We start from the raw sequence: 12,835 nt of genomic DNA on the forward strand, positions 1-12,835 counted from the left end.
TTCTTAATAGATATCAATAAATTCAATTTACCGTGCAAAATTATATCGGGTTTATGGCTATATTTGTGCGGCGCAAAAGATAAGCCAGCCAAATTACAGCGTCGTCGCTATGGCACATTGCCGGTAATGGTAGGCAGCCTCTTCATCCTGCCCAAGCGCCTCGTGCAATTGTGCTAATTTCAGATTCGATTCTGTCACTGTCCGGGCTGAAACCGCGTCAGACAAGGCTTGTTCCATGTGTCGTTGTGCCTTGCCCCATAATTTTTGACGCAAACAAAGTACGCCAAGCGTTAATGCCAGTTCAGGATCAGTCGGATGATTCAGGGACCATTTTTCGCAATGTTCAATCTGAGATAACAATGCGGCCGAACCCTCTGCAGCGGCTGCATCGCGATAAGCCCGCAACAGGCGCTCATCCCAATCCTCTGTCAGTGCTTTCTCAACGATAGAACGTGCCTCATCATACAAACCTCTGGCATTAAAAGCGTTCGCAGCCTGATATGCGATAAAGGCTGATTTTCTGTCGTTTGCCGGTATTTCAAACCAGACGCGCCGCAAAGACTCAGCATCATGCTCATGCCCCTTTAACAAATCCTCGTAGGCTAATTCCTTCAGCCTTTTCGAGAGCGCTGGATGCAGGGCATGATGCTTATCGAGAGTACGAACCAGTTTCAGTACATCGCCCCACTTCTGCGCCTGCTGATTTGCTTTCAATGCCCAACGCAGCACCTGGATATGGCGACTACCATTGGCATGTAACTCCTTAACTGCCTCAAGCGCCTTATCTGACTGATGCTGATCAACCAGCAGCTCAGTCGCACTCACAAGCCTGGCGACTTTATAGTTGTTGTCAGCCTCAATTCCCGCCAACCACAGATCTCTGCGCTCAAATTGCCCCATGTGATGCGCCGCACGCGCACCAATCAGTGCAGCCACCCCGGCATTATCTGGTAGTTCGGCTGCGCGGATCGCCGCTTTCTCAGCATAGCCGAAACGTCCTTCAAACAGGGTCTTGAGCGACTCACGCAAAGCCTTGTTGCCATCACGTTCACGCTTCTGCTGGCGGTAAGCTGCCACTTTCTTGGGCATTTTACGGGTGGTGACGATTGCTCCGAAAATCGCATAGACAATCAGAAACAGCACTGCCACCAAAAAGAGAAATAAATTTAAAGATAAATCGATTCTGTAAGGCGGATAAAACAACACGACGTTTCCTGGATTGAAACGCGCACCTATCGCCAGACCAACGGCAAGAGAAAACAGAATCAGAAGCCGGATAAAAATTCGCATACGTTAAGGCTTCACTTTGTAGTTGCGTACTGCATTTAAACTTTCAGACAAATTCGGCATTTCTATCGACAGATTGCTGCCCTGAACCTGACGTAATAAGGCTTGCGCATTCTGAGTCTGTTTCGCCCTAGTGTCGAAATACTTTGTAATCGCATCTTGTGCAGACACCAAGTCACTACGGAAAACACTCTCATTTCTGGCCAGCAAGGCAAGTCTTGCGTTAAGCAGACGCAATTTAAGATTTTCGCGTGCGAAATAGGATTGCGTCGGGGTCAACAACAAAGCGTCAGGCGTTTCCACACTGCGGACACGAATCAATTGCTTAACCTCGCCCCACATCTCGCTGGAAAAACTCTGCCAAGCGTCCTGCAAACGCATGGAGAAAGTACTTTCCTCAACCTCGGCCACTTTCTTATCCTGCTTATCCTGCTTCGATGCACGCTGAGTTTTTGGAATAATTCTCAATGGTGCTTTTGGTGGGGTCGGAGAAACCACTGACTTCTCATCTGCCCACAAAGGAATATGATCAACCTGTGTAATGACGCTGTCGAGGCGTAACGCAATGCCTGGTAAATCAAGTGCCGGCAAAGACTTCAGACGATCAATGTCTTTCGCGATTGCTCTTCTGATCGTAATGAACTGAGGCTTGTCAGATTTAGCCAGGCGCCCATCCGCATTCTGCAACGCAATCAACGCACCCTGAACATTACCTGCCAACTGCAATTGCTGACTGGCTGTTGCCAATACCTGTTCAATTTCTGCCAATGCCCATTCATCACGATTTTTTGACAGATCTTGATACAGCTGCTCCAAAGCCAGTTGCTGGCTTTGAGATTCGATTTGTTTGCTTTCAATCAAAAGAACTTTGGCCTGAATTTCTTTTGTCGTTTCCTGCACATTTTTGGCCAGCAACTTTGTTTCATTACTTGTCGTGTCAGCACTAAGTAACCGTCGCGCAACCTCCTCTTTCAGAGCACTGATCTGATTTTGAGAAGACCACCATTGCGCAGCCAACAATACGGCTAAGACGCCTGAAATCAGAAAGGCAGGATGAGTCCAGCTACCTGACGACGAAGCCGGAAGCGAATTGGCCGCAGTAGCGACCACGGATTGATCAGGGCTTTGAGGTGGCAAAGAACCCCCTGTGTTTGTTTGCTGTTCATTCATACTCAGGATTGTAACGCGACAAGTAGCTGTTCGTCGCCTGATGCGGTTAAAGTGATGGAATGAAACCCCAGCGCCTGCGCTGTTTCGGCAATACGGACGTGGGGAACGATAATGTGTTGATGTTGGATTTTTGCCACGGCATCGTCGAGGGTTAATTGTTCACACCAGAAAATGAGCGTTCGCAATGCCTCAGAACTGGTAATCACCCAGTCATTCTCTGACTGGAGCAACTGTTCTAACTGCCTCTTCACAGAAATACTGAATTCGGGAGCAGAACGCCGATAAGCAGCCAGTTGCGTCACATGAATGCCACGGGAACGAAATGCATCGGCCAAAAATTCCCGGCCTGTTGTTCCTCGCACGATCAATACCTGCTTATCAGCCAGTGCAGCAAAGTCAATCTCTGCCGCCAAGGCCTCAGAATCCGTTTTCAGTTTATTCGAGGGACTGATGATCGTCGCATTGTCAGAATGAAGACCATAGCGCGCCAAAGCAAGCCTACTCCCCTCACCGACAACACCAATCGGAACCTGTAACGGCCATTGCGTGATATGCGAAAAAAAAGCATCAATCGCGTTCGGACTCACAAAAACAACTAATCCATAACTACTGAGATTAGTTACTTTGTCGCTAATCTCAGTCTGATTCTCTAAGTGATGTATTTCGATCAAGGGAAACAATTGACACGGACGCGATAAAGCCTGAAGTTGAGCGGCAAAATCCTGAGCCTGTGCCAATGGGCGCGTGACAATCACATTCCTGCGCGACATAAGAGAATTACTCAACAATCTGTGCTTTACACAAAGCCAGGATGCCCTCAGCATCTTGGGCAGACAAGGCCTGCGCCAGTTGTAAACCCAGCGCTCCTGGCTCAGACGCATCACCAAAAATCTCGGCACTCGCCACTCGCCGTCCATCCGGGGTTGCCACCATCCCACGTAAATGCATTTTTTGATCAGCTACGGTTGCGAACGCCGCCAGCGGTATCTGACAACTGCCGCCAAAAACCTTAGACACAGTTCGCTCGGCAATAACAGACTGAGAAGTTGCCAAATGATTCAACGGGGCAAGCAACTCAAGTAAATCAGGACGCGAATTCGACACTTCTATCGCCATAGCGCCCTGTCCAGCTGCGGGCAAGCTCGCCTCAGGCTCTAAAAATCCACGTATACGCTGAGGTAATTCGAGACGCTTTAATCCTGCCGCTGCAAGAATAATTGCAGCGTATTCGCCCTCATCAAGCTTACGTAAACGGGTATCAAGATTGCCACGCAAAGGGCGAATCACTAAATGCGGGAAACGGGCAGAAATGAAGGCCTGACGCCGCAGGCTGCTGGTACCGACAACAGCCCCATTCGGCAAGCTACTAAGGGAATCATAATCGTTGGAAACAAAAGCATCCCGCGGATCTTCACGCTCTAAAATCGCAGCCAAAGTGAAACCTTCGGGCAACTCCATGGGAACATCTTTGAGGGAATGTACTGCCAGATCGGCACGCCCTTCAGCCATCGCCACTTCCAACTCTTTAACAAATAAACCTTTCCCGCCGACTTTAGATAAAGCACGGTCTAAAATCTGATCGCCGCGCGTCGTCATTCCAAGAATATCGACCTGGCAATCGGGGTATAACGATAACAGGCGATCACGAACATGTTCAGCCTGCCACATTGCCAACCGGCTCTCTCTGGAAGCAATGACCAATTTTTTGGGAGAAACTGCAGTCAAAATAATTTTCTTTCTAAATATTCAGGCAATCAGATGTCATCTGGTAAATCAAGTGTGCCGAATTTTACCATTCAGAAATCATGATTTCGTCGGTTAAACTATTGAAAATTTGCAGACTTTTTGATCAATCCAGGCAAACTTGACACATAATCGGCGGTGACGGCATCATAACGCCTTGATTAGACGCACATATTCAAAATGCCGCCACAATTGAGCGGCATTTTTTACGCACGTAAACAACGGAATTTTTATGCAAGCAAGTACAACTGAAAATAAAAACCACACCATTCTGACTGGCGACCGCCCTACTGGCCCTCTTCATCTGGGACATTTTGTCGGCAGTCTGCGCAACCGCGTCAAATATCAACATCAATATCAGCAGTACATCATGCTCGCCGATGCACAGGCATTGACGGACAATATGGACAATCCGGCCAAAGTTCATGACAACGTACTTGAGGTTGCACTGGATTACCTTGCCGTTGGCATTGACCCCACTAAATCCACGATCTTCATTCAGTCGCAAATTCCTGAACTGACAGAATTAACGTTCTACTATCTGAATCTGGTTTCGGTTGCCCGTCTGGAACGCAATCCGACGATCAAACAAGAGATCATCCTGCGTAATTTTGAGCGCGATATTCCTGCTGGCTTTCTGACATACCCGGTCAGTCAGGCCGCCGACATTACGGCATTCAAAGCGAGCCTGGTACCTGTGGGCGAAGACCAGATTCCTATGATTGAACAGACAAACGAAATCGTTCGCCGATTCAATCGTCTGGCAAAGAAAGATATTCTGGTTGAGTGTCAGGCGTTGGTGCCAGAGATCGGTCGTTTGCCGGGTATCGACGGAAAAGCCAAAATGAGTAAATCCCTCGGGAACACGATCAACCTCGGCGCCAGCCCCGCAGAGATAAAAGCGGCAGTACGCAATGTCTATACAGATCCATTGCATCTGCGCGTCAGCGATCCTGGCCACCTGGAAGATAACGTCGCCTTTATTTATCTGGATGCGTTCGATGAAGACAAAATCGGATTACAAGCAATGAAAGACCACTACACACGCGGCGGCTTGGGTGACAGCGTAGTCAAGGCACGTCTTGAAGGAATATTACAGGATCTGCTTGCACCAATTCGTGAGCGTCGCGAGGAATATGCCAAAGATCGCGGTCAGGTTCTGCAAATGCTCAAAGAGGGAACCCAAAAAGCGCGGGAAATTGCAGCCAAAACGACTGATGAAGTGAAAGCAGCGATAGGATTAAAACATTTCTAAAAAAGATGCTGTACATCATTAATTCTCCCCTCTCGCTCAGTCCAGAGGGGGAACTATCTGCTGGAGGTATCAACGTGTGATTAACCACCTTAAAACTTGTTATTAATCAAACGCACATCCCTCAGATAATCCATTATGAAGGTTCGATCTGCCACTACTGAAAGGAAGAACGATGTATAGCAAAATTCTTATGCCGACCGACGGGTCTGAGCTGGCCAATGCCAGCATTCAAGCGGGTATTGAGTTTGCAAAAAAAGTAAATGCCAAGGTAGTTGGAATTTTTGTAGCGGCGAATTATCAGTACCCTATTTACATCGACATCATTCCGCCAAACACCCCGACTGAAGAAGAATACCAGGCGGCGATGCGTGCCTTTGGCGAATCTTATCTGGAGCCAGCCAGAGTAGCTGCGCATAAGGAAGGTCTGGAGTTTGAAAGTGTCGTCAAGTTTAGTGATGCGCCTGCAAAGGAAATCGTCCATACAGCACAGCAATATGCTTGCGACCTGATCTTTATCGCGTCCCACGGACGCAGTGGCGTCGGACAATTACTTTTGGGTAGCACGACAAGCAAAGTTTTATCCATGTGTGATATTCCAGTTCTGGTGCACAGAGTCAAAAAACACTGAGCTGGTAGCCACGGACATAGGCAATAAGCAACTAATCGGGTTGTACAGTACAATAGTGCATGCCTTGCGACTCAGCTTGCACAAAATTTAACTGCACCACTGATCAATGATTAGAATTCTTATTGCCGATGACCACACTATCATGCGTGAAGGACTCAAGCGCATACTTGATGGAAACGACGACATACGTGTGGTTGCAGAAGCTATCGACGGTTTTGACACTTTGGAAAAAGTGAGGAACACACAGTTTGATGTCCTGTTAATGGATCTGTCCATGCCAGGGCGAAGCGGCGTCGACCTGATACGTCAGATCAAAGATGAATTCCCCAAGCTGCCCATCCTGATTCTCACCATGCATGAAGAAGAGCAATACGCTGTGCGTGCGATCAGAGCCGGCGCCAGAGGGTATCTGACAAAAGAAAGTGCGGGCACACAACTGGTTACAGCATTGCGCAAAGTCGCGTCGGGCCGCCCCTATATCAGCATAGAAGTGGCAGAGCAGTTAGCCATGAATGCGATGCCTGCCGACGATAACCTTCCGCATACCAGCCTTTCTGATAGAGAATTTGAGGTTTTCAGCCATATCGTCAAGGGAAAAACGATTACAGAAATTGGTGATCTGCTACATCTCAGTGTAAAAACAGTCAGCACACATAAGATGCGTATTTTGCAAAAAATGAATATGAGCAACATTTCCGACCTGGTTCAGTACGCTGTCGCCCATAACCTTCTGATTCCTAACGCCTGACCAAGCACTTCCACCGTCACTATCTTGTAGGAATATTCCTATAAGATCAGCCTTAAATCTGACAATTCAAATCAGCATTACCTGATTTAAATCAAAAAGCGAAGCCGTGATAATAGACATCAAGCAAACAAGCGATGTCTTACATCACGCGCACCATGAATTTATTTATCGTTGAAGATTCGGTTTTAATTCAAAATCGACTCGTTCGTTTCATAGAAGAAATACCAGGGATGCACGTTATCGGTGTTTCTGGCGACATCGATACTGCCTACGACAGTGTTATCAATAGTGACACTGATGCAATGATTCTTGACTTGCAATTAGGTGATAAAAATGGCTTGCAACTTTTGAAAGATGTGAAGCAAAATAAACCAGAGGTCAAGATTGTCATTCTCACGAATCACTCAACTGAAGACAATCGCGTGCACGCTATGCGCGCTGGTGCAGACGGTTTTCTCGACAAATCTACTGACTTCGACCAGATACAGAATTTTCTGTACGACTGGGAAAGTCCAGATGCGTCGAAACAAGTTAATTAATTTTCGTTTATCCAGGAGACTCACATGACAACAGTTGCCCAATCATCCCGCCCAGTCAGCCAACATATTGCAGCAAACAAAGCGATGCTACCAGTGATGTCAAACGAGGCAGGTTGGCGTTGCCACGGCAATTTGTGGTCAGATCTGAGTCAGGTCTGTGATCTGTTAAATATTCCTACTCCTCTTAACTCAACGGATGAAGAAGCCTTATTTCAGCATGTTCGCTTTAAAGCTGGTCAGCGCATCCATACGATAGGCCAGAATTTTGAAGCGCTGTATGTTGTCAACTCGGGATTCCTGAAAACTGTATTAATTGATGAATACGGTAATGAACAAGTACTGAGCTTTCCGATGAAGGGTGATCTGCTTGGAATCGATGGCATCCATAATCAACAACACGCGTCAGAAGCTGTTGCTCTGTCAGATTGCGACATCATTATTTTGCCTTACAAGGCTTTTGCAAATCTGGGTCGCAACTATGTTGAATTAGAACATGCAATGTTCAGCGTCATGAGCCGCGAACTGGTTCGTGAACAATTAATGATAGGCATGCTTAGCGCACTTAGCGCAGAAGCCAAAGTTGCCCGTTTTCTGACCACACTGGGCGAACGCTTCAGCCAGTTAGGTTACTCTGGAAAATCATTCAACCTGCGTATGACTCGCCACGAAATCGGCAGCTACCTTGGCTTGACATTAGAAACCGTTAGCCGGACGCTGTCTGCATTTAACGAAATGGGATTAATCAGCGTCGACCAACGTGAAATATGCTTACTTGATACAACTGCGTTGAAAACCCTGCGTCGTCTGCCGCCAGCAAAAACCCGAAATAAAGTCAGTGAAAAAGTATCTGTAATGGTTGGAAAAAAACTACTTCCACAATGGGGAAGTGAAACAGCGGTTGCCGTATAAAATATTTAAGCTAGAATCTGGCAACTTATACAAAAATTTGCGTCACCAATTTTGATTCATTACCGATTTTTCTCTAAGAGTTTTTTAAGCTCTGGCGCGAAGAAAAAATTAACAGGAGCAATGACATGACATATAAAACCATACTTGTGCACGTTGATGAATCAGAGCGATCAAATTTAAGAGTCAAATTTGCGGCTGAAATTGCTAAAGCTGAAGATGCACATTTAATCGGGACAGCAGTCACCGGCGTTTCACGTTTTATCTATCAGGACGGAAACATTAGTGCCAGCGACCCGAACTTGACGATCCATCTCAATTTTCTCAGAGAACGCGCTGAAAAAGCCGTCGCCAATTTCAATCGCGAAGTGGAAACGATTGGTGTTTCATCACATGAAAGTATGGTTGCAAATGATGAGGCTGGTGGTGGAATTGGCCTTCAAGCCAGATATAGTGACTTGGTGATCATAGGACAAACCAATCACGATGAGCCCTCGCCTTCAGTATTACCAGATTTTCCTGAATATATTGTGATGAATTCCGGGCGTCCGGTACTAATCATTCCGTATGCAGGAGATTTTAATACGATCGCAAAACGCCCCTTGATCTCTTGGGATGCAAGTCGGGAATCGACCCGTGCAGTTACTGATGCACTGCCCTTACTAAAAAAGGCAGATGTAGTTCAGGTTGCCATTTTCAATCCAAAATCCACGCCTGATGCCCACGGCGAGCAACCCGGCGCTGATATCGCTCTTTACCTCGCAAGACATGGCGTTAAAGTCGAGGTTTCAGTGCACAAAACTTCCACTGATATCGGTAACGCATTGCTCTCATTAGCACATGACCTCGATAGCGATATGATAGTGATGGGTGGTTACGGACATTCCCGTTTCAGGGAAATGATCATGGGTGGCGTGACTAAGACCATTCTTGAAAGTATGACGGTTCCTGTATTTATGTCTCATTGATCATTACTGGCGTCAGGTTCACCGCCTCGGTAATAATGGCATCCACTGATGGGTGCCATTTTTTTTACCAAGACATCAATACAAGCTGATTTCAGCCCTTAAAATACACAGATATCACTCAATATCATCAAGTCGCATGTCATCAAATTCACTCTCACTAACATCAAGACTATCCGAAGCGCGTTGGATCGCGGGGTTCCTGTTTGTACTTTCCTGTTTTTTATGGGTAGACCAGGAGCGCCTCTCCGTCTTCGTCGTACCAGCGCCGCTCCCGGTACATACCTTTCTAGAGACAGTGACCATCGTTATTTTTGCCTCGGTGTTTATCGTTTGCTGGAATGCTTTTGGTGAAGTACGTAAAAAAAGTAGTGTGATACTGGCAGTCGCATTTCTCTGCACAGCAATATTGGGCTTTTTTCATACGCTCACATTTCAAGGTATGCCTGGATTCGAAACCGCAGGAGACATGCATAAATCAATGAGTTTCTGGCTTATTTCTCGATCAATAATCGCGACAACTTTGCTAGGGCTTGCGTTTGATCCGGAAGACTCAGAAATAAGTCAGATGCAATCGTATGGGGTTTTGAGTGCCGGCTTACTAGCCACGTTAGGCTGGGGGATTCTGGTTTTTGCATTTCCCAATTTAATTCCGCTTACATTCATTCAGGGAGCCGGTCAGACATCGTTCAAAGTCGCCTGCGAAACCTCATTAATTGCAGCACATATCTTAGCTGCAGTTTTATTTTACAGACACGCACTACGCTTCCAGATTGACAAATCTGCAGAGCATTTACATATCGACAGAGTTCCACTGTTTCTGGCCACCATCTTGATGGCAATGTCTGAAGTCTACTTCTCCATCTATGCGGAAACCAGTGATGTCAATGTCGTCATAGGGCATACATTTCTACTATTTTCCGCGATTGCGATTTACCGCAGCATGGTCGCTGTCAACATCCATACACCTTATGCAAGCCTCGCTGCTTCTACTAATAATCTGGCAAAATCTGCTGAAGAATTAAAACTGGAACGCCAACGTCTGAGTCGCATGATCGATACTGCAATTGATGGCATCATCACCGTTGACGACAAACAGGAAATCATTCTGGTCAATCCCGCCGCTGCGTTAATTTTCGGCTATGAAGTAAATGAATTAGTCGGAACATCCCTTAACCGTTTAATTCCGGCACGCCATCGCGAGACGCATAAAAGTCACGTGCAGCAATTTGGAGAGGCCGGTATCACGCGCCGCAAGATGGGCACCCATTTTGAAGACTTTTATGTCACCGGATGTCGCGCATCAGGTGAGGAGTTTCCGATCGAGGCGTCAATTGCACATCAACTGGAAAACGGAAAACGCTACTACACGGTCATCTTCAGAGACATTACGGACCGAAAAGTCGCAAAAGAGAAAATGGCAAAGTATCATGAGCAACTTAGCCAGCTCTCAGCGACACTACAATCGATCCGTGAAGAGGAGCGTAAGCACATCGCGCGTGAACTACATGACGATCTGGGTCAGCTGCTCGCTGCACTTAGGATGGATTTATCATTACTGCAACGGGATCTGTCATTTCTGGACAGAAATAAACCCACGATCAACAGCATGGATCAGTTGATATTGACTGCGATTACTACACTCCGTCGTATCGCCACAGATCTGCGCCCACGCGCGCTGGATGAGGGGGGACTGTTCTTTGCGCTACAGACTTTACAGAGAGATTTCTCTCACCGACATCGCATAAATTGCGAATTGATTGCAGACGAAGATCAACTGACATTAGACGATGCGCGAAGCACAGCCATTTTCCGCATTATTCAGGAGTCACTGACCAATGTCGCACGTCACTCTGAAGCAAGCGATGTTCAGATCGAATTTCAACGCTCTCACGCAGAACTTAAATTAAACATTAACGACAATGGTAAAGGAATCGTTGAAGAAGATATGGGGAAAACCAGCTCATTCGGCTTGGTAGGCATGAGGGAAAGAATTAAAGCAATGAACGGAGAATTTCAGGTTCTGAGCACACCTGGAGAAGGCACTACTCTGGAAATAAGATTACCGCTGACAGATTAAATATTGTAAAACACATCGTGATGCAAAAAAATACGGGATACACTCTGCATATGGCAATATTTTCAAAGGAAAGCTGATGCTATCTTCTATTTTGAGCAATGGACTGTCAGGTATGCGAGCAAATCAGACAGCCTTAGATGTTTCCAGTCACAATGTAGCGAACGCGGAAACACAAGGCTTCATACCTCAGCAAGCTGAGTTTCAAGAGGCAAGCAATGGTGGTGTGACCGTCAGCATCAGCCAACAGGGTTTTAAGATGGCAACACAAGAGACCAGCGGCACTGATCTTACGAAAGAGATAGTGCAGTCTATTCAGTACCAAGCTGGATTTGACATCAACGCAAAAATGGTGAAAACCGCTGATGAATTATTAGGAACGCTGATTAATACCAAAGCGTAGTCGCCACACTGACACCTAAAAAAGGCTAGCGATCAGGCAAGACACAAAGAAAACCGGGCATCTGCTGCATATCTGAATACCAGAGTCCGATTAATCCTATCCCTATCAGTACAAATGCGCCGGTGTATTTCAATACCGAAGGCACCCTGACCTTACTGACAGCATTAAATATGCCCTGACTCAACAACAGATGTGGCATTGCACTCAAACCGAATAACAACATCAGTATTGCACCCGAAAATGCATCTCCCGATAGCAAAGCAAAAGGTGCCATCCCCCAAAGTAATCCACAAGGCAGACATCCCCAAGCCATACCGACAAAGAACGGATATTCAATACTTTGCTTTAGCGGCGGGGCAAAAAAAAACAATGCTTGCTGTAGGCGCGAAAAATAAGGACTCAGAGCATTTATGTGAAAACGAAACCCAACAACTTTGAGCCCCAAAATAATCAGCGCAAGATTACCAATGACAAACAAAATCTGATGAACCGGAAAGTAAGGTTTCAAAATCATGCCTGCACTTCCCAAACCACCAAACACTGCACCAATCATCATATATGTGGAAAGTCTACCGGCCTGTAGCAAAGCCTGAAAACGAATACCAGTATTTACCAAGACTTGCGGCTGCCTTTCAGTATCATCACTCCGACTGATAGGAATCACTTTTCTTACATTGCTCCCGGCACGACTAAGCATGGAAGAGATACCACCGCACATACCTACACAGTGCACCCCTCCCGCGATACCGGCGGTTACAGCAGCAAGTATCAGGGGCAGAGTCAGCATAGTAATAATATAAATCGGAATGAACACGAGATAATAACTATATCTCGCTTAAGAGATGAAACTGACACGCATTGCGCAGCAGTATTCAAGAGCTATACACCGATTGAATAAAGATGTATAGCAGACCTGGTGTCTGATACGTGGTTAATGAGCCTTCTGTACCAGTAAAGCAGTCAAACCGCTGGAGAGAATGCCTAACAGCCAGAACATGAAAAAACCTATTGTGTACACACCTGTAAGATGCAACTGCAGACGCTGATCAAATATAATCAACTCCATAGGATCAACGAGACTAAAAAACAATCCTGTTGCAGCACATGCCATTAG

13 protein-coding genes are annotated in these 12,835 nt (G+C 46.4%); 8 read left to right on the forward strand and 5 right to left on the reverse strand.

Features of this window, described 5'->3' with window-relative positions:
• Positions 1-93 precede the first annotated feature (93 nt).
• Genes H8K29_RS14105 through hemC form a run of 4 tightly spaced genes read right to left on the reverse strand, consistent with a single transcriptional unit; the run spans position 94 to position 4,182 of the window.
• Positions 94-1,290, reverse strand: a complete 1,197-nt coding sequence (locus H8K29_RS14105; protein ID WP_186898104.1) for a heme biosynthesis protein HemY — start codon at positions 1,288-1,290, stop codon at positions 94-96.
• 3 nt (positions 1,291-1,293) lie between these two features.
• On the reverse strand, positions 1,294-2,457 hold the full coding sequence (locus tag H8K29_RS14110) for a uroporphyrinogen-III C-methyltransferase (RefSeq protein ID WP_186898105.1): 1,164 nt from the start codon (positions 2,455-2,457) through the stop codon (positions 1,294-1,296).
• Positions 2,458-2,459: 2 nt separating this feature from the next.
• Complete coding sequence (locus H8K29_RS14115) at positions 2,460-3,242, reverse strand: uroporphyrinogen-III synthase (protein ID WP_255423391.1); 783 nt, start codon at positions 3,240-3,242, stop codon at positions 2,460-2,462.
• The gene (hemC, locus tag H8K29_RS14120; protein WP_186898106.1) at positions 3,235-4,182 is read right to left on the reverse strand and encodes a hydroxymethylbilane synthase; all 948 of its coding nucleotides are present in this window, start codon (positions 4,180-4,182) and stop codon (positions 3,235-3,237) included. Before hemC ends, H8K29_RS14115 begins: the two co-directional genes overlap by 8 nt.
• A gap of 250 nt (positions 4,183-4,432) precedes the next feature.
• Here hemC and trpS point away from each other — a divergent pair, with 250 nt between their 5' ends.
• From trpS to H8K29_RS14160, 8 genes are all read left to right on the forward strand, one after another.
• Complete coding sequence (gene trpS / locus H8K29_RS14125) at positions 4,433-5,455, forward strand: tryptophan--tRNA ligase (protein ID WP_186885848.1); 1,023 nt, start codon at positions 4,433-4,435, stop codon at positions 5,453-5,455.
• 172 nt (positions 5,456-5,627) lie between these two features.
• Positions 5,628-6,083, forward strand: a complete 456-nt coding sequence (locus H8K29_RS14130) for a universal stress protein (protein WP_186885847.1) — start codon at positions 5,628-5,630, stop codon at positions 6,081-6,083.
• 106 nt (positions 6,084-6,189) lie between these two features.
• Complete coding sequence (locus H8K29_RS14135) at positions 6,190-6,831, forward strand: response regulator transcription factor (protein ID WP_186898107.1); 642 nt, start codon at positions 6,190-6,192, stop codon at positions 6,829-6,831.
• A 134-nt stretch (positions 6,832-6,965) separates the two neighbouring features.
• Positions 6,966-7,370 carry a response regulator transcription factor gene (locus H8K29_RS14140; RefSeq protein WP_186898108.1) on the forward strand — a complete coding sequence of 135 codons (405 nt, stop codon included), beginning with the start codon at positions 6,966-6,968 and terminating at the stop codon, positions 7,368-7,370.
• Between the two features lie 96 nt (positions 7,371-7,466).
• The gene (locus tag H8K29_RS14145) at positions 7,467-8,279 is read left to right on the forward strand and encodes a helix-turn-helix domain-containing protein (protein WP_370527203.1); all 813 of its coding nucleotides are present in this window, start codon (positions 7,467-7,469) and stop codon (positions 8,277-8,279) included.
• A gap of 125 nt (positions 8,280-8,404) precedes the next feature.
• The gene (locus H8K29_RS14150; protein WP_186885844.1) at positions 8,405-9,244 is read left to right on the forward strand and encodes a universal stress protein; all 840 of its coding nucleotides are present in this window, start codon (positions 8,405-8,407) and stop codon (positions 9,242-9,244) included.
• A gap of 136 nt (positions 9,245-9,380) precedes the next feature.
• Positions 9,381-11,321, forward strand: a complete 1,941-nt coding sequence (locus tag H8K29_RS14155; RefSeq protein WP_186898109.1) for an MASE3 domain-containing protein — start codon at positions 9,381-9,383, stop codon at positions 11,319-11,321.
• 76 nt (positions 11,322-11,397) lie between these two features.
• Entirely contained in the window at positions 11,398-11,721 is a 324-nt protein-coding gene (locus H8K29_RS14160; RefSeq protein ID WP_255423392.1) for a flagellar basal body rod C-terminal domain-containing protein, read from the forward strand.
• 25 nt (positions 11,722-11,746) lie between these two features.
• On the opposite strand, the gene H8K29_RS14165 is transcribed toward H8K29_RS14160, so the two are convergent.
• Positions 11,747-12,535, reverse strand: a complete 789-nt coding sequence (locus H8K29_RS14165) for a sulfite exporter TauE/SafE family protein (RefSeq protein WP_186898110.1) — start codon at positions 12,533-12,535, stop codon at positions 11,747-11,749.
• Positions 12,536-12,835 lie beyond the last annotated feature (300 nt).

Origin of the sequence: Undibacterium sp. CY21W, assembly GCF_014284265.1 — a bacterium.
Taxonomy (GTDB): Bacteria; Pseudomonadota; Gammaproteobacteria; order Burkholderiales; family Burkholderiaceae_D; genus Undibacterium; species Undibacterium aquatile.

What these genes read in the sequence shown, in the direction of transcription:
- H8K29_RS14145 (WP_370527203.1), top strand. Translation starts at nt 7,467, where the DNA reads ATGTCAAACGAGGCAGGTTGGCGTTGCCACGGCAATTTGTGGTCAGAT.
- H8K29_RS14150 (WP_186885844.1), top strand. Translation starts at nt 8,405, where the DNA reads ATGACATATAAAACCATACTTGTGCACGTTGATGAATCAGAGCGATCA.
- H8K29_RS14155 (WP_186898109.1), top strand. Translation starts at nt 9,381, where the DNA reads ATGTCATCAAATTCACTCTCACTAACATCAAGACTATCCGAAGCGCGT.
- H8K29_RS14105 (WP_186898104.1), bottom strand. Translation starts at nt 1,290, where the DNA reads ATGCGAATTTTTATCCGGCTTCTGATTCTGTTTTCTCTTGCCGTTGGT.
- H8K29_RS14130 (WP_186885847.1), top strand. Translation starts at nt 5,628, where the DNA reads ATGTATAGCAAAATTCTTATGCCGACCGACGGGTCTGAGCTGGCCAAT.
- H8K29_RS14160 (WP_255423392.1), top strand. Translation starts at nt 11,398, where the DNA reads ATGCTATCTTCTATTTTGAGCAATGGACTGTCAGGTATGCGAGCAAAT.
- H8K29_RS14110 (WP_186898105.1), bottom strand. Translation starts at nt 2,457, where the DNA reads ATGAATGAACAGCAAACAAACACAGGGGGTTCTTTGCCACCTCAAAGC.
- trpS (WP_186885848.1), top strand. Translation starts at nt 4,433, where the DNA reads ATGCAAGCAAGTACAACTGAAAATAAAAACCACACCATTCTGACTGGC.
- H8K29_RS14135 (WP_186898107.1), top strand. Translation starts at nt 6,190, where the DNA reads ATGATTAGAATTCTTATTGCCGATGACCACACTATCATGCGTGAAGGA.
- H8K29_RS14140 (WP_186898108.1), top strand. Translation starts at nt 6,966, where the DNA reads ATGTCTTACATCACGCGCACCATGAATTTATTTATCGTTGAAGATTCG.